Source organism: Nocardiopsis listeri NBRC 13360, assembly GCF_001570765.1.
Taxonomy (GTDB): domain Bacteria; phylum Actinomycetota; class Actinomycetes; order Streptosporangiales; family Streptosporangiaceae; genus Nocardiopsis; species Nocardiopsis listeri.
Map to the genome: position 1 here is coordinate 18,107 of NZ_BCSH01000014.1, position 19,861 is coordinate 37,967.

The 19,861-nt window shown below is 67.9% G+C and carries 18 protein-coding genes; 6 read left to right on the forward strand and 12 right to left on the reverse strand.

Annotated features, from left to right (window positions below; all coding sequences use genetic code 11):
* Window positions 1-106: 106 nt before the first annotated feature.
* Complete coding sequence (locus tag NLI01S_RS05485; protein ID WP_067600383.1) at window positions 107-1,003, reverse strand: N-acetylmuramoyl-L-alanine amidase; 897 nt, start codon at window positions 1,001-1,003, stop codon at window positions 107-109.
* Between the two features lie 538 nt (window positions 1,004-1,541).
* On the opposite strand from NLI01S_RS05485, the gene NLI01S_RS05490 reads away from it, so the two are divergent.
* Together NLI01S_RS05490 and NLI01S_RS05495 are read left to right on the forward strand one after the other, a co-directional pair.
* On the forward strand, window positions 1,542-2,621 hold the full coding sequence (locus tag NLI01S_RS05490; RefSeq protein WP_067600183.1) for a hypothetical protein: 1,080 nt from the start codon (window positions 1,542-1,544) through the stop codon (window positions 2,619-2,621).
* Window positions 2,622-3,039: 418 nt separating this feature from the next.
* Window positions 3,040-4,260, forward strand: a complete 1,221-nt coding sequence (locus NLI01S_RS05495) for a hypothetical protein (protein ID WP_307600580.1) — start codon at window positions 3,040-3,042, stop codon at window positions 4,258-4,260.
* Between the two features lie 232 nt (window positions 4,261-4,492).
* Here NLI01S_RS05495 and bldC read toward each other — a convergent pair whose 3' ends face one another.
* Together bldC and NLI01S_RS05505 are read right to left on the reverse strand one after the other, a co-directional pair.
* A complete protein-coding gene (gene bldC, locus NLI01S_RS05500) occupies window positions 4,493-4,696 on the reverse strand; it encodes a developmental transcriptional regulator BldC (RefSeq protein ID WP_013155387.1) in 204 nt (67 codons plus the stop codon).
* Between the two features lie 703 nt (window positions 4,697-5,399).
* Complete coding sequence (locus NLI01S_RS05505) at window positions 5,400-6,233, reverse strand: hypothetical protein (RefSeq protein WP_084392342.1); 834 nt, start codon at window positions 6,231-6,233, stop codon at window positions 5,400-5,402.
* 253 nt (window positions 6,234-6,486) lie between these two features.
* Here NLI01S_RS05505 and NLI01S_RS05510 point away from each other — a divergent pair, with 253 nt between their 5' ends.
* Complete coding sequence (locus tag NLI01S_RS05510) at window positions 6,487-6,714, forward strand: DUF3073 domain-containing protein (protein WP_067600188.1); 228 nt, start codon at window positions 6,487-6,489, stop codon at window positions 6,712-6,714.
* Window positions 6,715-6,865: 151 nt separating this feature from the next.
* Here the strand turns inward: NLI01S_RS05510 and purM are convergent, their stop codons facing one another.
* The 3 genes from purM to NLI01S_RS05525 all read right to left on the reverse strand — a co-directional run bounded on the left by purM (window position 6,866) and on the right by NLI01S_RS05525 (window position 10,049).
* Window positions 6,866-7,930: a phosphoribosylformylglycinamidine cyclo-ligase gene (purM, locus tag NLI01S_RS05515; protein WP_067600191.1), complete on the reverse strand. Its 1,065-nt coding sequence runs from the start codon at window positions 7,928-7,930 to the stop codon at window positions 6,866-6,868.
* Window positions 7,931-8,054: 124 nt separating this feature from the next.
* The gene (purF, locus tag NLI01S_RS05520) at window positions 8,055-9,551 is read right to left on the reverse strand and encodes an amidophosphoribosyltransferase (protein WP_067600194.1); all 1,497 of its coding nucleotides are present in this window, start codon (window positions 9,549-9,551) and stop codon (window positions 8,055-8,057) included.
* Window positions 9,552-9,605: 54 nt separating this feature from the next.
* Window positions 9,606-10,049: a sterol carrier family protein gene (locus NLI01S_RS05525; RefSeq protein ID WP_067600197.1), complete on the reverse strand. Its 444-nt coding sequence runs from the start codon at window positions 10,047-10,049 to the stop codon at window positions 9,606-9,608.
* Window positions 10,050-10,482: 433 nt separating this feature from the next.
* Here NLI01S_RS05525 and NLI01S_RS05530 point away from each other — a divergent pair, with 433 nt between their 5' ends.
* Complete coding sequence (locus tag NLI01S_RS05530) at window positions 10,483-11,100, forward strand: DUF47 domain-containing protein (protein WP_067600200.1); 618 nt, start codon at window positions 10,483-10,485, stop codon at window positions 11,098-11,100.
* 55 nt (window positions 11,101-11,155) lie between these two features.
* On the opposite strand, the gene NLI01S_RS05535 is transcribed toward NLI01S_RS05530, so the two are convergent.
* The gene (locus NLI01S_RS05535; protein WP_067600203.1) at window positions 11,156-12,709 is read right to left on the reverse strand and encodes a PucR family transcriptional regulator; all 1,554 of its coding nucleotides are present in this window, start codon (window positions 12,707-12,709) and stop codon (window positions 11,156-11,158) included.
* 143 nt (window positions 12,710-12,852) lie between these two features.
* On the opposite strand from NLI01S_RS05535, the gene NLI01S_RS05540 reads away from it, so the two are divergent.
* Together NLI01S_RS05540 and NLI01S_RS05545 are read left to right on the forward strand one after the other, a co-directional pair.
* Entirely contained in the window at window positions 12,853-14,121 is a 1,269-nt protein-coding gene (locus tag NLI01S_RS05540) for an NAD(P)/FAD-dependent oxidoreductase (RefSeq protein WP_067600206.1), read from the forward strand.
* 75 nt (window positions 14,122-14,196) lie between these two features.
* Window positions 14,197-14,646 carry a GreA/GreB family elongation factor gene (locus NLI01S_RS05545; protein WP_067600209.1) on the forward strand — a complete coding sequence of 150 codons (450 nt, stop codon included), beginning with the start codon at window positions 14,197-14,199 and terminating at the stop codon, window positions 14,644-14,646.
* 58 nt (window positions 14,647-14,704) lie between these two features.
* Here NLI01S_RS05545 and NLI01S_RS05550 read toward each other — a convergent pair whose 3' ends face one another.
* The 5 genes from NLI01S_RS05550 to pstC form a co-directional block, all read right to left on the reverse strand.
* Window positions 14,705-15,682 carry a hypothetical protein gene (locus tag NLI01S_RS05550; protein ID WP_067600212.1) on the reverse strand — a complete coding sequence of 326 codons (978 nt, stop codon included), beginning with the start codon at window positions 15,680-15,682 and terminating at the stop codon, window positions 14,705-14,707.
* Window positions 15,683-15,796: 114 nt separating this feature from the next.
* A complete protein-coding gene (locus NLI01S_RS05555) occupies window positions 15,797-16,762 on the reverse strand; it encodes a nucleoside hydrolase (RefSeq protein WP_067600215.1) in 966 nt (321 codons plus the stop codon).
* Between the two features lie 31 nt (window positions 16,763-16,793).
* Window positions 16,794-17,573, reverse strand: coding sequence for a phosphate ABC transporter ATP-binding protein PstB (gene pstB, locus NLI01S_RS05560; protein WP_067600218.1), 780 nt, complete (start codon window positions 17,571-17,573; stop codon window positions 16,794-16,796).
* A gap of 15 nt (window positions 17,574-17,588) precedes the next feature.
* Entirely contained in the window at window positions 17,589-18,671 is a 1,083-nt protein-coding gene (pstA, locus tag NLI01S_RS05565) for a phosphate ABC transporter permease PstA (protein WP_067600221.1), read from the reverse strand.
* Window positions 18,668-19,633, reverse strand: a complete 966-nt coding sequence (pstC, locus tag NLI01S_RS05570; protein ID WP_067600224.1) for a phosphate ABC transporter permease subunit PstC — start codon at window positions 19,631-19,633, stop codon at window positions 18,668-18,670. Before pstC ends, pstA begins: the two co-directional genes overlap by 4 nt.
* Window positions 19,634-19,861 lie beyond the last annotated feature (228 nt).

A 19,861-nucleotide genomic window follows, 5' to 3' on the forward strand; every position in this document is an offset into this window, starting at 1 on the left:
ACGTCGATCGGGATCGAGCGGAGAGGTTCGCCTGGAGCGTCCCTCGTGGACGTGAGGAGGCCCCGGGGCACGCCGTGCCCCGGGGCCTCCTCCGCGTTTCGGCGCGCTAGTCGCGCATGAGGTAGGTGACCAGACCCGTGGCTATGGCGTCGGCGGCGTTCTCCTGCCAGGCGGGGTCGCTCAGGAGCTCCGCGTCCTCGGGGTTGCGCATGTTCCCGGTCTCCAGGAACACCTTCGGCACGGTGGACAGGTTCAGTCCGCCCAGGTCGGTGCGTTCGTCCAGACCCTCATCGGCGAGGTAGTCCGCGTAGGGGATGTCGCTGCCCTCCAGGTATTCGCGGCGGAGGTCTTCAGCGAGCAGGGCGGAGGGTTCCACGATGTCCTCGGTCAACCCGGCCACCTCCCCGGGGGTGATGACGTGGAAGCCGCGACCGGACTCCGGGCCGCCGTCCGCGTGGATGGACACCACGGCGTCGGCCTCCACCTCGTTGCCGATCTCGGCCCGCCTGTCGATGCAGGGGCCGACGCTTTCGTCGTCCTCGCGGGTGAGGACCACCTCGACCCCGTCGGCCTCCAACCGATCCTGGACCAGAAGCGACAGGTTCCAGTTGAACTCGTGTTCGGCGTAACCGTCCGCGGTCTCCGCCCCCACCGTGTCGCAGGCCTTCTCGCCGTTACCGACCTCCACCTGGCTGTTGATCTCGCTCGGGGCCCGGGCGTTGCCACCGTTGTGCCCGGGATCGATCACCACCACCCGATCACCCAGTGGGCCATCGTTGTGGGCCGCGTCGTCGCGGCCCTCCCCGGACCCGTCGTCGGCGCCATCGTCGCCGTTCTCCCCGTTCGAGTCCTCGGGGCCCGGCAGTGGTGGGGCGGCCGTGGGATCACCGCCCGGCGCACCGTCGGCGGGTGCTGAACAGGCCGCGGTCAACAGCACCGCGAGTGAGAGCAGGGCCAGGGCACGTACACGGCCCGGGCGCTCTGTTGGTGCGGAGTCGAGCATGTCCACAACCTAGCGGGTCGACGAGACCTGGCCGTACCCCCGCAAAGGGTGACGAACGTTCCATGTCGAAGGTCCGAAACCGGACAAGGTTCAGGATGTCGTCACGCGAAAAGTAGCGGAGTTCTACCGACCCCTTCCTTCCTTTTCGAAGTGCCGATGACGCGATCGTACTGCGAAGGTTTACCGATCGAGTAAAACTTAACCCATCTCCTCGGTGGCGATCACGCAGTGCAATGTAATGGTTATCGTAATTTGTTCGTGATCATTTTATTCGTGATTTGATCTTTGTCGGTGAGTAGTCTCCCGAAAGAGAACCGGGGAGTAACACGAAGGTTCACCGGCCACCTGTCCCTCTTTGGCTCCAGGTCGAACCCTTCCGGTTCTCGCAGGTAGAGGGCTTCTGAACGCCCTCGCCCTCCCCCGACCGATCCTGGCTCGCGACTCCGTGTCCCGAGGCCTTCCCACCCGCCTTCCGGTGGTGAAACGCGTGGCCAGGCCGATCCGAACCCGGATCGGAAGAATCCGAATGAGGATTGTCTTGCGTAGAACCCATAGCATCACCGCGCGTCGTTTCCTGCGGGGAAGTGCCGCCTTCATCGGTTTCGGCGCCCTGAGTCTGGCCGCCGCCATGCCCGCCCAGGCCGACACCGTTCTGTACGGTTCCGGTACCGCATCGGTCTATGGCGAGGAGACCTACCTGGAAGGCACTCAGCGGGGTCAGGAGGGTTCGGCCGCGGACAACCACTCCTTCCAGGCCGAGAGCTTCCTGACCATCGACGCCGACACCGAGGTCCGGGTGGACGCCGTCGGTACGCACACCAGCGTCGCGGTCAACAGCGCCCACGCCCGGCTGACGCTGGATGACGTCCTGGACATCATGAGTGAGTCGGACACCGAGCTGCTGGCCTCCGAAGGCGACGTGACCACCTTCTCCGAGGACGACACGGTCGAGACCTTCGACGAGCAAGACCTCCTCATCGACGTCGAGTTCAACGACGCCACCATCTCCGTCACCAAGAACTGGGACGGCACCTACACCACCGACTTCTCCCCGGGCACCGTCCAGGAGAACGTCAACGAGCTGGGCATCGACATCACCGTCCTCAGCGAGGAGGGGGAGGATGAGTTCGACGACCGGTACGCGGAGGACGTCGTCTGGGACGGTGCCTTCAACATCCTCTACGCCGAGTTCGACGCCGGTCTCCTGGGCGGGATCGACTTCTACCTGGCGGAGGCCGTCGCGGCCACCACCGACGGAGACCTCGGTGGCGACGACGATGAAGACGACAACGGCGGCGGTGACGACAACGGCGGCGGTGATGGTGACGGTGACGATGACGGTGATGGTGACGGTGACGAAGGCGGCGAGGACGGCAGCGACGACGAAGGGGACGGCGGCGCCGGCGACGGCGAGGACGACGGCAAGGAGCACCCCGGGGACGGTGACAAGGGCGGCGACGAGCAGGGCAAGGACGAAGACCTGGCCCGCACCGGCGCGCCCATCGCGGTCCTGATCGGCGCCGGCGTCGCCCTCGCCACCGGTGGTGGCGCCGCCGCCTACCTGGCCCGTCGTCGGAGGAAGAACGGTGACACGGCCGAGGAGACCGAGGAGGGCTGAGTGAGGAACGTCGCCCCGACCGGTCGCGCCGACTGATGGTGGGACGACCCTGAGGACCCCGGGAACCACGTGGTTCCCGGGGCCCTCCCTTGCGCTCGAAGGCCCACTGGTCCCGGCTCGTGATCGCCCCGCGCTCCACCGACGGTCACCCCGATGTCATGGCATCGTCGTCGCCGGAACGGTTTCCGTTTCGTGATCCAGGGGTTAGGCTCGCGGTGTGGACCGCCATGCGCACAGGTGTTCCACCCGACCCGCTTCCACCCGATCACCCACCCAGACCGGCGAGACCCTCTTCGAACTTTCGCGAAACACCGCGCCCGGCCATCGGATCGGAACGTGCCCCCGGTTCCGGTGCACCGTTACCGGGGCGGCACCGACCCTCGGGTCGGGCATCCCCCGATACAACAGGAGTGTTGTGGTGACTCCCGCCGTACCATCCGCTCGCCGCCTGATCGCCGGCGGAACGCTGTTCGTGGCGCTGGGCGCGCTCGGTGTGGCCTCGGCGGGCCCGGCCGCCGCGAGTCCGCTGGTCTGGGCCAGCTCACAGGCCTGGGTGGCCGACGGTGATCTGGTCACCGGGTACTCCACGGCGATCAGTTTCGGTGGGGAACGCCAGGACGAGTCGACGGCGGATCCCCTCCTCGGGCCGTTGGCCGGGTTCGCCCGGGTCCAGGGTGAGAGTCGGACCGTGGTGGCGGACGGGACCGGCGCGAGCTCACAGGCGAGTGTGGATCAGGCCCGGGTCCGACTCGGGGTGGAGGATCTGGTCGACCTCGGCATGATCGACCTGCCCGACGGTGTGGAGGAGCCTTCGCCGAGCCCCTCGGAGGGGCCCGAGAGCGAGCCCCCGGACCCGGGGGACGACCCGGCGGACAACGAGAACGACGGCTCGCGGACGCCACCCGAACGGGATCGGCAGCTGGCCGACGAACCCACCCCGGACACACCCTTCGAGGAACCTTCTTCCTCTCCCGGTGAGTCCCCGCCCCCGGAGGACGTGGTGATCCTCGACGAGGGCGAAGCCGAGAACGTCTCCACCGACGGCAACTCGATCGAGTTCACCCTTGAGGACGTGCGGTCCACCGCCGCCGCGGACTACGACGGCCGGACCGAGGCCACCCTGGAGTACGGGGAGTTGACCGCCTTCGGTGTGCCGATCCCCGACTTCGAGGGCGAGTACACCGCCGAGGACACCTTGGAGGTCCTCGACGCCGATGGTGGGACCGCCGAGGAAGTTCCCGTCAGCGTCCGCTTCATCGAGCATGAGAGCGGTTTCGCGGACGACCAAGAGGGGTGGCGAGGCGAAGGTGTCCGTTCCGCCCTGACCGTGTGGGTCCAGGTGGGCGACCCCCCCGCGGAGAATGGGTTCGCGGTCGACTTCGCGGACGCGTGGGCGATCGGTTCCACCCACACGACCGAGACGGAGAACGGTGACGAGGGCGGCGAACGCGCGGAGCGCGGCGAGCGGGGAGAGGAGCCCGGCGAGGAGGCGGCGGCTCCGAGCCGCCGGCTCGCGACGACCGGAAGCTCGATCGCCGCGCTGATCACCGCAGCGGTGGTCGCGGTGGGCGGTGGCGCGACCGCGACCTTCCTGGCCCGCAAGCGCACCACGGCGATGGACGATCGCATCGAGGACTGATTCGGCCGGTGTTCCGGTCGAACTCGTGGGACCCGTTCCGGACAGCGTGAGCGAGGATGAAGGTCCCGGTCTTCCCCGGTCCGGTTCGGCTCGCGAGGCCCGCCGGCGGGCCTCACGAGCGCATGAGAGTGGGCGGATCACCCTGTCCAGGTGACCCGCCCAGGCACTTCTTGTCCTCAGTGGCCGGAGCCCGTCCGGCCGCTCCCCCCGGAATCGGCACAGACCGGGGAGATCACTCCGTACGCTGGCTCGGGATACCGGCCAACAGAGCGCGGACCTCGGTTTCGCGGTAGCGGCGGTGGCCACCCAGGGTGCGGATCGAGGTCAGCTTGCCCGCCTTGGCCCAGCGTGTCACGGTCTTGGGGTCCACGCGGAACATGGTGGCAACCTCGGCGGGGGTCAACAGGGGTTCCGCCTCGGGCGTGCGAGTTGACATGTGTACGGCCTCTCCTCCTGGATCTGTGTGCCGATCCTTGAGCCTTTTTCCTGGCACTTGGCCCGGATGTCCAGTATGTCGTCTAAGTCCATACTGGCATCACCCGAGGTGATTGCGCGACCACTCCAAGCAACTTTGCACGTGGGAGGCCTTCGAAAGCCGCCCGTGATCGCGTCACGCTAAGTGATTCTAGCGACACGTTTAGTGGCATGTGGCGTATTCGGTCAAAACTTCGTTCTCAGGCCTCGTTTTTCTCGATCCGGAGTGCCCGAAGTGCTAGGGCAGACCTGACCGAAACCCGGATGCCGAGCTCGGGGGAGAGGGCGAAGCCCTTGATCGGTCGCCTTCTGGAAGGAGATGGGCGGTTTCGCGCCTCGAGTGCTCGTCCGCTTCGGCCAATGGATCTGGTCACGCGGATTCGCGGTGTGGCAAGGGTTCTCGATTACTCAGAGTGCACTCGGTGACCGACTCACTACAGTCTACGTCGATCCCTATCGGGCGTTATGCCCAGTTTCACTACCCTTGATGTCGTGGGCGAATGGAACCCGGTTCCACAACGCCGTCACGTGCGGAAAGAGGCCCGGTCCGGAGCGAGAAACCTGGTGTACCAGGTTGTTCGTCGGCGTGGCGTTCCATCTTTTCCGGCCCGGGATGACGACAAACCGCCATGGGTGTCCACGAAACCCTGATGGATCCATGACCCTCAGTTGGCGTGCTCCAGTGCGCGCACAGACTTCCAACGTCGGGTGATGCGTTGGCGCAGTTCCACCACGCGGCCCCCGTCGCCCTTGGACAGGGCCTCGATCGCGTCGGAGATCTCCGCCACCGAGTGATCCTCGCTCAGGTGGTCGTCGCTGAGCAGATGTGGCAGCCCCCCGTAGTCCAGTTCCAGCAGGGAGCCGGGATGGGCGACCGACTCCAACCAGTCCACGAGTCGTTCGGTCGACCCCGAGACCGCGTGTTCCCCGATGTTCTCCCGCAGCACCGTCATCGTGTGCTCCAGCCGCCGCCGGGCCTGGGCCGTGTGCGTCAGGTACAGCAACGTCCTGGTGGTGTCGGCCGACAACACCAGGCAGCGCTCCCGATGCTCGAAGGGCACGAACCACGGCACCGGTATCGTCCACGTGCTCGACAGGATGAACGGCCTGGTCCGCGCCCCCGACTCGCGCCACTGTCGGTACCCGGTCTCCACCCGTGCCGCCTCCTGCCTGGGCACGAAGGCCTCGACGAGGGGCCCGGGCATGTCCGTGGCGAATTCGTCGAAGGAACGCCAGCAACGCAAGCGGGTCTGCCAGGGGCACACGTACAACCGCTCGTCCACCCGGCGCAGGTAGGCGTCCCCACTCTCCTGGGCGGGAGCGACGACCGGAGGAGTACCGATAGTCCGCCCCAGGTTCTCCGCCTGTTCGGCGGCCAGAGCGTTGATCCGCTTCGGCCTGTCCTCGGACGAGGCGTATTCCTCCCAGTACCGTCGGTCACGCGGGGGGAAGGACGTGATCGGTTGGTAGACACGTAGGTACGCGGTGTAGGGCAGCACGATCGCATCGTGGCACAGATCGTTGCCTCTGACACTCACCGTGAGAAACGCCTGGCGGGACGGGCTTTCGTGCGTACACCACACCCGTCACCCCCGGGTGGCGTAGGCACGGCGCGGTCCGACCAGGTACGGTTGTGTGTGTACGTAAGCTGGCGCCGGTCGTCAGTCGCGTTTGACGGCCATCAGCCTGGTACTGCGGGTTAGTAAGTGATCTGGGGTTCGTCGGAACCCAATCGTTGAGGGGGTCGAGCCAATGGGGCGCGGCCGAGCCAAGGCCAAGCAGCAGAAGGTCGCCCGGAAGCTCAAGTACAGCACCGGCGGGACCGACCTTGATCGGCTGCGGTCGGAGCTGGGTGTCGCTGAGGACGAGGGGTCTCCCTCCGGACCGTCGGGTCCGGACGATCCCTACGCTGAGCCTCACGATGACCTGGTCGACCGTTACGCGGATCTTGCCGATAAGTACTCGGACTCCGACAAGTAGTCACACGTCGCCGAGACTTTCAGGTCGCTCGGAATCAATCGCTGACCTGTAGCGGCCACGGCTTCCCACCGGGAGCCGTCGCGGACAGGTGGATATAGCCGGTGCGAACCACGCAGGTGGTTCGCACCGGCTATATTCGCGTCCGTTTTTCTCACGTCCGCCGGTACTCGCCCTTCAGGGTCGCGAGGCCGGCACCGTTCTTCACGGTGCCCAGACGCCAGGCCGGGACATCCCGTTCGGCGAGCACCCGGAGCGCGCGTTCGGCGTCCGCCTCCGCCACGATCGCCACCATGCCCACACCCATGTTGAACGTGGCCTCCATGTCCTGGCGGGAGACACCGCCCTTGTCGGCCAGGTAATCGAAGACCGGGAGCGGCGCCCAGGTGGAACGGTCCAGTTCGGCCTCCATACCCTCGGGCAGGGACCGGGACAGGTTGGCCGCCAGACCACCGCCGGTGATGTGCGAGTAGGCGTGCACCTCCACCGCCTCGGTCAGCGCCACGCAGTCCTTGGCGTAGACCCGGGTCGGGGTGAGCAGGACCTCACCCAGCACCCCGCCCAGCTCCGGGACCTCGGCGCGCAGGTCCAGTCCGGCGGAGTCCACGATGTGACGCACCAGCGAATAGCCGTTGGAGTGCGGACCGGACGAACCCATCGCGATCACGACGTCGCCTTCGCGGACCCGGTCCGGGCCCAGGATGGCGTCGCCCTCGACCACGCCGGTGCCGGCGCCGGCCAGGTCGTACTCGTTGGCCTCCATCGCCCCCGGGTGTTCGGCGGTCTCCCCGCCGATCAGTGCGCAGCCCGCCTGGTGACACCCCTCGGCGATCCCGCCGACGATCTCCGCGATGCGCTCCGGCACCACCGCGCCGGTGGCGATGTAGTCGGTCATGAAGAGCGGTTCGGCCCCGCTGACCACCAGGTCGTCGACGACCATCGCGACCAGGTCGATGCCGATGGTGTCGTGCTTGTCCAGCTGCTGGGCGAGCATCACCTTGGTGCCCACGCCGTCGGTGGACGTGGCCAGGACCGGGTCCTTGTACTTGGCCGTGTCCAAGCGGAACAGGCCCGCGAAACCGCTGGCGTCGGTGACCTGCTCGGGTCGGCGCGTACGCGCGACGTGACGCTTCATCAGGTCGACGGCGCGCTCACCGGCGGCGATGTCGACACCCGCCGCCGCGTACGCGCCCGTCGTCCCTGTGCTGTCGGCTGCCACGCGAGTTCTCCTCGTGTATTCGGATGATCTGTTCGGTTCGTTCCGCCGCCCTTGTCGAGGGCACGCCGAAGGATCCGGTCGGACGGATGGGCGCGCGGTGGGCGCGAGGGCCCACCGCACGTGGCTACTTCTGGTTCGATGCCAGCGTGGAGCCCTCGGGGGTGCCGCAGGCCTTCTCCAACAGGTACTTGCCCTGGGAGTCGGCGTCGACCTGGAGTGGATACACCCCGTCGAAGCACGCGCGGCACAGTCGGTCCTTGGGCTGTTCGGACGCGACGATCAGTTCGTCCAGGTCCACGTAGGCCAACGAGTCCGCGTTGACGGACTCGGCGATCTCCTCCACCGAGAGGTTCGCGGCGATGAGCTCGGCGCGGGTGGCGAAGTCGATGCCGTAGTAGCACGGCCACAGGACCGGTGGACTGGAGATGCGCACGTGCACCTCGGCGGCCCCCGCGTCGCGCAACATCCGTACCAGGGCACGCTGGGTGTTGCCGCGCACGATCGAGTCGTCCACGACCACCAGACGACGGCCCTCGATGACCTCGCGCAACGGGTTGAGCTTGAGCCGGATGCCCAACTGGCGCAGGGTCTGGCTGGGCTGGATGAAGGTGCGTCCCACGTAGGAGTTCTTCACCAGGCCCTGGGCGAAGGGGATACCGCTGGCCTCGGCGTAACCGACGGCCGCCGGGGTTCCGGATTCGGGGACCGGGATCACCAGGTCGGCGTCCACCGGGTGCTCCCTGGCCAGCCGACGACCGACCTCCACCCGGGTGGAGTTGACGTTGCGCCCGGTGATGCTGGTGTCGGGGCGGGCCAGGTAGACGTACTCGAAGAGGCAGCCCTTGCGTTGGACCGGGGCGAACCGGCGGGAACGGACCCCTTCGCCGTTGATGATCAGGAGTTCGCCGGGGTCGATCTCCCGAACGAACTCGGCGCCGACGATGTCCAGCGCGGCGGTCTCACTGGCCACGACCCAGCCGCCCGCACCGGAGGTCTCGCCCAGACGACCCAGTACGAACGGACGGATGCCCTGGGGGTCGCGCGCGGCGTACAAGGTGTTCTCGTCCATGAACACCAGGGAGTAGGCGCCTTTGACCTGGGGGAGTAGGTCCATGGCCGCGTCGTCCGGAGACTGGCCGTCCTTGGCACGGGCCGCCAACAGGCTGGTGAGGATCTCGGTGTCCGTGGTGGCGCCACGACGTTGGTCGGGCAGCATCGCCGCCAGCTCCGCCGTGTTGATCAGATTGCCGTTGTGCCCGAGGGCCAGACCTCCCTCGCGTGCCGTGTAGAACGTCGGCTGCGCGTTCTCCCACACCGGCGATCCGGTGGTGGAGTACCGGCAATGACCGATCGCGAGGTGGCCTCTGAGCGAGTCGAGCGTCGCCTCGTTGAAGACCTGGGAGACCAGTCCCATGTCCTTGTAGACGACGATCCGCTCTCCATCGCTGGTCGCGATGCCCGCGGATTCCTGGCCACGGTGTTGGAGCGCGTAGAGACCGAAGTAGGTGAGCTTGCTGACTTCTTCGCCGGGTGCCCAGACCCCGAAAACGCCGCAGGCGTCCTGCGGGCCGCGTTCGAGCGGATCGAGGTCCATGGAGAGCCGGCCGTCGGAGTACGACACACGCACAGCTTAACGGTTGGCGGACCGTGACCGATCAACCGGGGTCGAACGTCCCTATTCGTCCGGCCACAGGGGCAGGTGTTCGGACAGGTCGGAACGTACTCCGCTAGCGCGCACATCGTGACCGTTGACCGCGCCCTCCCAATCGGCCCGGCCCAGGGCCAACCGCAGCCAGGTGAGGGGATCGGTCTCGACCACGCCGGGCGGGGTGCCACGGGTGTGCCTGGGGCCCTCGATCACCTGCACGGCCCCGTAGGGCGGCACCCGCACCTCCAGGCTATGCCCCGGGGCCCGGTCGGCCAACACCGCCAGGCTGCACCGTACGGCGGCCTTGAGCAGCGCCCTCGGCGGTTCCACGAGTCGTAGGGCCAAACGCGCGGACGTGGCCACGGCCTCCTCGTCCGAACCGGGGAAGGCGGGTTCGCCCAGGACGGCGAGCTGTTCGTCCAAGGCGACGCGCAGGCGTCGCACGGAACTCGGGGTGAGCGCGGAAGGCATGCCCGAAGCCTACGGGGGTAAGGACCGATATTCGGGTCACCCGCTCATCGCTCCGGTGAACAAGGGGGGCACTTGTCATGTCGAGGGGCCGCCTCCAAGGTGGACGTCGAAGGAGAAGGGGGAGGGATGTGGTCCCATCTCCACATTCCCGGGTGATTCCTGTCTCAATGCGCAGCTGGCCGGCGGGAGCCCGAACGCGGTAGCGTCCCGGTGCGTCCCGGTGTCGTTGAGATTGGGAGGATTGCGAAGGAACCCATGCCCCATTGGTGTTCCTCGCACCGACACAGGCAGATGAACGAGGGGTGACCCGAACCGGACCCGCCTCCCCCATATAGGGTCCAGCCCGGACGAGTCCCACGCTGTCGCGCTGAAGCAGCTGATCAGCGCCCTTAACATCCACCAAGGAAGACCACCGCACCATCGGGAGAACGACGTGCGCCTGCGCTTGCGCCCGCGTGATGACAGTTACTACGAGATGTTCACCGACTCGGCGAACAACCTGGTCATCGGGGCCCGCCTGCTGGTGGAACTGATGAGCGACGGGGCCGACCGGGAAGCCATCACCGAGAAGATGCGTGCCTGTGAGCACGCCGGCGATGACGCCACCCACGCCATCATGCGACGGCTCAACAAGAGCTCGGCACCTCCGCTCCACCGCGAGGACATCTACCGACTCGCCTCCAACCTCGATGACGTCATGGACTCGATGGAGGCCGCCGTCGACCTCATCGGGCTCTACGGCCTCGAACGCCTCCCCAAGGGCATCATCGACCAGATCGAGGTGCTCGAACGGGCCGCCGAACTCACCGCCGAGGCGATGCCGCGGCTGCGGACGATGAAGGACCTGACCCGCTACTGGATCGAGATCAACCAGCTCGAGAACCAGGCCGACCGGATCTACCGCAAACTCCTCGCCAAGCTCTTCAGCGGTGAGTACGACGCCCTCACCGTGCTCAAGCTCAAGGACGTGATCGAGGAGTTGGAGACCGCCGCCGACGCCTTCGAACACGTCGCCAACACCGTGGAGACCATCGTCGTCAAGAACGGCTGACCCCGCCTGCCCACGCTCTCGCGGAGCGTGCTCGCCCCACCGCTCCGCCCGCTCCTCACACCGTGTACGCCTCGAGGGTGATGGCCAGCGCCAACCGGGCGCGGGGGCTGTCCAGGGCCAACGAGGCGACCCCCGCCATCCTGCGCATCCGGTGCCGGATCGTGTTCGGGTGCACCCCGAGTTCCCGGGCGGCCTCGTTCGGATCGCCCATGGCGCCCAACCAGGCGCGCAACGTCTCCGTGTACCGGGTGCCGTGCTCGGTGTCGTGCGCGACGAGGTCGGCGACCGGACCGTCGGCGGGCCGGCGCCCGGACAACGACGCCATGCGCAGCCGGTGCACCAACACCTCGTCCCAGGACTCGTCGTAGGCCGGCACCGGGCGATCCGCACCGATGGCTCGGGAGGCGTGCAGCGCGAGGCTCTCGTCGGCCTCACGGCGGCTGGAGGGCAACCTCGCCAGATCCGCCGGGCCACCGATGCCGGCGTTCACCGTCACGTGCGCGGGCAACCCCCGCGTGGTCGCGGTCAACCACTCGCGGGCGGCCGCCGGATCGGGTCCGCACGGCAACACGGTGTACACGGTGCTGCCGAACACCGTGCTTCGGCCGGGACGTGACCAGCCGAACCCGGTGGTGGCCCGCTCGAACGTCATCAAGGTGGCGGAGTGACGCTCGTCGGGGGTGTGCGCCTGCAACGCCACCACCCGGTGCGCCGTCGCGGCCAGGCCCAGCCTTCCCGCCGCCTCCGTGGGGTCCATGGCACCTTCCAACAGGCGGCTCACCAGGTCGGACTCCACCTGCCGTTCCAGGTCCGCGCTCACCCTGGTGCGCAGCATGTGCAGGGCCACGGTCCGGGCCCCCTCGGCCAGCAGGGTGGAGCGTTCCTCCCCCAGCGGCCGGTCGCACACGACCCACAAGGAGCCGAGGAACTCGCGACCCACGCGAACGGCCACCGTGGTCCGTCCACCCAGGCCCAGGTCCGGTTCCGGGGGCAGGTGGAGCGGCTCGGAGGAGGACGCCAGGTGCGCGGTCACCCCCGTGCGTTCCATGTGGCGTTGGAGCTCGTCCGGCACCCGCCGCCCCAGGATGGTGTCCAAGCGGGCCCGGTCCGCGTCCGTCTGCCGCTGTGAGTAGGCCAGGAGGCGATAACGCGGGTCCTCGATGGTCACCGGTCCGTCCACCCGTTCCGAGATGGTGTCCGCGAGCGCGGGCAGGTCCGCCGGTCCGCGCCCCGCCTCGGTCTCGCCGCCCTCCAACACCAACCCGTAGACCACACCGGCCACCTGTCCCCAGGACACCGACGAGTCCACGACCAACAGGGCCACGCCCCGTTCGCGGGCGTTCGCGGCGGCCTCGGCCTTCCGGTGGTCCTCGATGGACTCCGAGGGGCGCACCAGCACCGCCACGGCACCGGCGCGTTCGGCCAGCTCCACCGCGAGCGAGGAATCGTCCACGCCCACCGCCAGGAGGATGTCCCCCTCCTCTCGGCCGGGCGAACCGGAGTCGTGCAGGGCCACCCCGCGTAGAACCGTGCCCGGGGTGGGGCGCGATCCGACCAACCTGGTTCCATAGGTGCCGAGGATGGTGACCAACCGGTCCAAAAGGACCACAGCGCCCCCTCCATTGTTCCGAACTGACTTCAGCGTAGGTCGAGATTGTGCGTGTCGGACAAAGGGCGTCTCAAGGTTCCAGGGCACACTTTGGTAACAGAGGGCGGACCGCGCCCTCTTGTCGTCGTGCACAGGGAGAGGCCATGACCGGGAAGGGCGCGGACGTTCCGCGTACCGTCATCGTCGTCGGCGCCGGGATCGTGGGCCTGTCGACCGCTTGGTTCCTCCAGCGGTACGGGGTCGGGGTCACGGTGGTCGAGCGAGATACGGTTTCTTCCGGTGCCTCGTGGGGGAACGCCGGCTGGATCGCTCCCGGGCTGACCATTCCGCTGAACGACCCCTCGGTCTTCGGCCACGGGGTGCGCGCGGTCCTGGACCCGAAGTCCCCGCTGTCCATCCCACCGACCACCGACACCGGACTGCTCGGCTTCCTGGCCTCCTTCGCGTTCAACAGCCGCCGTTCCACCTGGGAACGGGCACTGGTCGGCAACACCCCGCTCAGCTCCGTGAGCCTGGACGCCTTCACCGAACTCGTCGAGGCGGGCGTGGGCCTGCAGGACGGGCCCAAGGTCGAGGACGCACCGGTCACCGCGCTGTTCAGTAGCGAGAGGCAAGCCGTCCACCTCCTCATGGAGCTGGACCAGATGCGGGCCTCGGGGCTCCCCCTGTCCTACACGGCGCTGGACCAGGGCGCCGTCCGGGCACAGAGCCCGTTCGTCTCCAACAGCGTCCGCGCCGGTGTTCGGATCAACGACCAACGGCACGTTCACCCGGGTCTGTTCACCCACGCGCTCGCCGACGCCGTGCGCTCCCGCGGGGGCAGCATCGTCGAGGGCTTCCGCGTGACCGGGGTGGACAGGCGTGGGGACGGTTTCCGTCTCCGCTCCGCGCATGGTGAGACCGAGACGGCGGACGCCGTGGTGGTCGCCACCGGCGCCTGGCTCGGCCGTCAGGGCCGCCCTTGGGGCGTCACCGTTCCGCTGCGGGCCGGTCGCGGATACAGCTTCACCGTGCCGACCGACACCCCGGTACCCGGGCCGCTCTACCTGCCGGAGGCCAGAGTCGCCTGTACGCCGCTGGCGGAGGGACTACGAGTCGCCGGAACCATGGAGTTCCGCGACATCGAGGCCCCGATGTCGGAGGGGCGGATCTCGGCGATCGCCTCCTCGGCGGAACCATATCTGGCCGGGGTCGACCTGGCCGGGCGCACCGACGAATGGGTGGGATCGCGCCCGGTCACCGCGGACGGTCTCCCGCTCATCGGTGAGACGCGTATCCCCGGCCTGTACGTGGCCGGCGGACATGGCATGTGGGGATTCACACAGGGCCCGGCCACCGGTCGCATGTTGGCCCGAGCGGTCGCCACGGGCAATCCGCCCGAGGCACTACGCCCCTTCGATCCACTCCGGTGAACGACCATCACGTCCACCGGGCGCCCCGCCGAATCGTCGGCCGGGCGCCCTTCCTCTTCCAAAGGGAGAAACACGATGTCCAACGACAGTCGCGTCTGGATCACTCCGGGCGCCCACCGTCGGCTCACCGTGGAGCTGGCGGTCCTCCAGGGCACGGCGGAACCCGCCGAGGCCGAGAGCATGGGGATCCACCTCGTCGAGGGCCCCGACGCCCGTGAGTCGCGCATCCACAAGATCGAGGAACTCCTCCGGGACGCCGTCATCGGTCAGGCCCCGCCGGACGACGGTGTCGCTGAGCCCGGCATGGTCCTGACCATCCGTTACGCGGACGACCCCGACACGGAGACCTTCCTGCTCGGAGCCCGTGAGGGCGTGTCCGGGGAGGCGATGAGCGTCTACTCGCCGAGCTCACCCTTGGGCCAGGCCCTGATGGGCGCCGCTCGCGGGGAGCAGCGTTCCTACAAGGTGCCCAGCGGCAAGACCGTGAGCGTCACCCTCGTCGAGGCCGTTCCCTACAGCGCCTGACCCGGTAGGGCCGCCCGCCGAGGGCGGCCCGACGGCCTTCCCCGAGGGCGAGGGTTCCTCAGCCGACCCGGCCCTCGAAGATCAGCACGGGGTAGAGGCTTCTCCCCTGTTCGTCGACGAACTCCAGGGTCCATTGGAGGGTCGGGTCCTCCTCGTCGGCCCAGCAGTCCTCGTCCCAGCTTCCCGACTCCTCCGAGGACAGTGCCATGGGTGGGCTGAGGGCCGTGCCGAGAAGCGGCGCGGAGGACTCCGTCAGGGGGTTTCCCACCGCGCAGCCGGTGAGGACAGAACCGGTGTGCAGGTCCTCTCCGGTTCCGTTGGCGATCTCCACGCTCCAGGCGTAGTAGTCGTCGCCCTCCTCCTCGCTCTCCTCTTCGGCCTCCTCCATGGGTTCTTCGCCCACGGGATCCTCATCGTCAGGGTCGTCCATCTCCTCGTCGGACCCTTCCGGGGACTCTTCGTCCATGGGGGCCTCGGATTCCTCCGGGGGCTCCTCGGAGGGTTCCCCCGTCTCCTCGACGGGCCCTTGTGAGGGTTCCTCCTCGGGCTCTTCGGACGCTCCCTCGTCCATGGTCGGTTCGTCGACGGGCCCCTCGTCCTCACCCTCGAGCGACGTCTCATCGGGGGGATCCTCCTCGGCGGAGGCGTCGGAGCGGTCGGGGGCCGGTTCGGTCAGGCGCTCCACGGGGCCCATCGTGACGGTGAAACCATCCTCGAAGCGGTGGCTCTCCCCGAGAGCCGACATGATGGGCTCCGCGGTCGGCTCGTTCTCGTCGGGGGCAGCGGATTCCTCGGGGGGAGCCGGTTCGTCCTCCTCTACCTCGACGGTGGGTTGTTCCCCGACGTCCGTGGAGGGGGAGCCGGGCCGTCCTCCGGCGCCTCCGGAACCGCCGTCGTCGCCGCTCCCGGAATCGTCTTCGGCGGGTGACCGCGTGGGTCGTCCGTCATCGGAGGTCGTGACCGCCTCGGATCCCCAGGAACACGCGGAGATGGCGAGCAGGAGCCCGGCTGCGGGGGCCATCGTGGTGATTCGCATGGGTTCCCCTCCTTCTAATGAAAGGGACGCTATGCTAAAAATCACCACAAAAGGGTCAAATGGCCAGATTCGGACGAAAATCACCAGTCGAGCAACCGAATCGGCTCGGCCGGATCACAGTCCCCGGATCGGACGATTCGGTGCGGTCGACCGGGACAACAACGCGACCAGGTACTCGTAGAAGGCCTCGGCGTCGATGTCCTCGACGACCCGGGCGTTGGGCTCCAGCCCGTGCACGCCCCAGGACATCGCCGAGTATCCGCGGGTCAGCTCCCCGGCCGTCTCCACGTCCACGTGGTAGGGCGAGACCTGCCGGACCAGTTCGGGATGGAGCAGGAGCGCCGCGGTCAGGGAGTCGGGGTGCGTGGTGCCCTCGATGCCCACCGTGCGGTCGAACTCCAGGGTGGCCGCGCACACCCTGGTGAAGAAGTTCGCGAGCGGGGTGCCCAGGGCGGCGATTCGATCCAACCGTTCCTGGTCGAACACCGCCCGACGCAGCGTCAGTGGGTCCCAGGGCACCACGGTGACGTCGAACCCCGCGGCGAACACGGACTTGGCCGCCTCGGGATCCACGTAGAAGTTGAACTCGGCGGCGGCCGTGATGTTGCCCCGACCGTTGTTGGAACCACCCATGACGTACAACGACTTCACGTTGTCGACGAAGGAGGGGTCCTTCGCCAGCGCCATGGCGATGTTGGTGAGCGGACCGATCGCCACGATCGACAGCTCACCGGGGTTCTCCGCCGCCATCCGGACCAGGGCGTCCACGGCGTGTTCGGACTCGGTGGCCAGGCCGGCCACGTCCATGTCCAGCCCACCGGACCCGTCACCGTGCACGTTCTCCGCGCTCACCCACTCGCGCACCAGCGGCCCACGGCACCCCGGGTACACGGGCACCTCGCCGAGTCGCCCGGCCACGTCCAAGGTCAGGAACGCGTTGCGCACCTGCCTCTCGAACCCGACGTTCCCGGCGACCATGGTGATCGCCCGCAGGTCCGCCTCGGGGTCGAGCAGCCCGACCAACAACGCCACGCAATCGTCCTGCGCGGTGTCGGTGTCGATGATCAACGGAGTGGCCACGGGGGTCCTTCCACGAAGATGGGCCGGCCCTCTACCCGAAGCGACCGGTGATGTAGTTCTCGGTGTCCTTCTTCTCGGGACGGGTGAAGATCTGGTTGGTCTCGCCCATCTCGATCAGCTTGCCGGGCTTGCCGGGCGCCGAGAGGTTGAAGAAGGCGGTCCGGTCGGACACACGCGCGGCCTGCTGCATGTTGTGGGTGACGATCACGATCGTGTAGTCCTCCTTCATGTTGTGAATGAGGTCCTCGATCGCCAGCGTCGAGATCGGGTCCAGGGCCGAGCACGGCTCGTCCATCAGCAGCACGGACGGCTTGACGGCCGTGGCGCGGGCGATGCACAGGCGCTGCTGCTGACCACCGGAGAGGCCGGCACCGGGCTTGTCCAGCCGGTCCTTGACCTCCTTCCAGAGGTTGGCGCCGCGCAGCGACTCCTCCACCAGGTCGTCCGCCTCGGACTTGGTCATCCGCTTGTTGTTCAGACGGGCCCCGGCGATCACGTTGTCGTAGATCGACATCGTGGGGAAGGGGTTGGCCTTCTGGAACACCATGCCGATCTCGCTGCGGACCAGCACCGGGTCCACGTCGGGCCCGTAGATGTCCATGTCGTCCAGGAGCACCTTGCCCTCGGCGCGGGCGCCGGGGGTGACCTCGTGCATCCGGTTGAGGGTGCGCAGGAAGGTCGACTTGCCACAGCCGGAGGAGCCGATGAAGGCCGTCACCGACCGCGGCTCGATGGTCATGGACACGTCCTCGACCGCGAGGAAGTCGCCGTAGTAGACGTGCAGTCCGGAGACGTCGATTCGTTTCGCCACAGGATGTTCCTCGTGTTAGCGGGTCTTGGGTGAGAAGAGGCGGCCGATCACGCGGGCCAGGATGAACAGCAGCATGACGATCAGAACGAGCGTCAGCGCCGCGGCCCAGGCCCTCTCGTAGTTGACGGCCCCACCCATGCGGAACTGGGAGTAGATGAACACCGGCAGGTTCATCATCTGTCCGTCGAACAGGTTCCAGTTGATGGAGACCGCCGACGAGCCCGCGGTGAGGACCAAGGGCGCTGTCTCACCGATAACGCGCGCGATGGCCAGCATGATTCCGGTGGTCAGTCCGGCGGCGGAGGTGGGGAGCACGACCTTGGTGATAGTGCGCCACTTGGGCACGCCCAAGGCGTAGGAGGCCTCACGCAGGTCCCGGGAGACCAGCCGCAGCATCTCCTCACTGGAGCGGACCACGACCGGGATCATCAGCACGGTCAGCGACAGCGCGCCCGCCGCGCCGTTGGTGTGGCCCGGGCCGAAGAGCATCATCCACAGCGCCACCACGAACAGACCGGCGACGATCGAGGGGATACCGGTCATGACGTCCACGAAGAACGTGATGACCTTCTTGATCCGCCCCTGGGCGTACTCGACCAGGTAGACGGCGGTGAGCACACCGATCGGCACGGACAGCAGGGTGGCCATGCCGGTGATGGCCAGGGTGCCGACGATGGCGTGATAGACACCGCCCGCGTCCATGCTCGGCAGGACGCCGTTCATCGACACGGTCAGGAAGTACGGGCTGAAACGGTCGAGGCCGTAACCGGCGACGGTGTACAGCAGTGACACCAAAGGCGCCATGGCCAGTAGGAAGCAGCCGTAGACGATGGCGGTGACCATGCGGTCCTTGGCCTTGCGACCGCCCTCCACACGGTTGGAGGCGGTCACGATGATGACCGAGTAGGCCACCGCGGTGAGCAGCGCCCAGGTGATCAGACCGAAGGACGAGAAAGCGGCCAGGACACCGGCGACCACCACGCCACAGCCGACCAGCAGACCGAGCGGGAAGTGGCGGGGCAGGGTGCCCGCGCGAAGATCGGGCTTGGTACCGGACTCGGGTCCGGGGACGGGAGGCTGCGCGGTCGTCGTGCTCATGCGGACTCCTTGTTGCCCCGTGCCACGACGTAGCGGGCGCCCATGTTGACTGCGAGAGTGATGGCGAACAGCACCAGACCTGCGGCGATCAGCGCGGAGACCCCGTAACCGGTGGCCTCGGGGTACTGGAGCGCGATGTGCGCGGCGATGGTCTGGTTTCCGCTCTGCAGCAGGTTGAAGGAGATCGCCAGGGCCGGGGAGAGGATCATGGCGACGGCCATGGTCTCACCCAGTGCCCGACCCAGTCCGAGCATGGCGCCACCGACGATGCCGGACTTGCCGAAGGGCAGCACGGCCAAGCGGATCATCTCCCACCGGGTGGCGCCCATGGCGAGCGCGGCCTCACGGTGGCCCTGCGGGACCTGGTGGAACACGTCGCGGGACATCGCCGTGATGATCGGCAGGATCATGACCGCGAGGACGATGCCGGCGGTGAGCAGGGTGCGGCCGGAGGTGGAGGAGGGGCCGGCGAACAGCGGGATCCAACCCAGGTAGTGGGTCATGCCCTCGTACACGGGCACCAGCTGTGGGGCGAGCACCATCATGCCCCAGAGGCCGTAGACCACGCTGGGGATCGCGGCGAGCAGGTCGACGAGGTAGCCGAGCGTGGCGGCGAGCTTGCGCGGCGCGTAGTAGACGATGAACAACGCGATGCCGATGGCGACCGGGGTGGCCAGCAACAGCGCGATGGAGGCGGCCAGAACGGTACCGAAGGCCAGAGCGGCCACACCGAAGGAGGGGTCCTCCCTGGTGTTGGCGTCCCACGACTGGTCGGTCAGGAAGTTCGAGGTGTTGGCCAACAACGACGGCCAGGCCTGGATCACCAGGAAGGCCGCCACACCGGCGAGGATCGCCAGGATCAGCAGACCCGACCCTCTCGCGAGTCCGGCGAAGACGGCATCGCCGATCCGGCGCTTGCCCCGGGGCGGTGGTGCCGCCTTGGGCGCGTCCGTGGTCGTCATGGGTTCTCCGGTTCGGGAATGATGAGTTGGGCCGGTCTCTGGGGTTCCTCGGTCACACCGATACGGGCATGGCCGAGTCGGGGACTCGACACGGGCGCACGCCGCACCGAATGTGAAGGTAAGCCCCAGAGGTGACCAGTTGTCCCAGGGAAGGTGAACGGAACATGAACGCCGCGTCGCACACCTGTGGCGGTAAGGGGTTCGGTCGGTTAATGTGACGCGTCACAC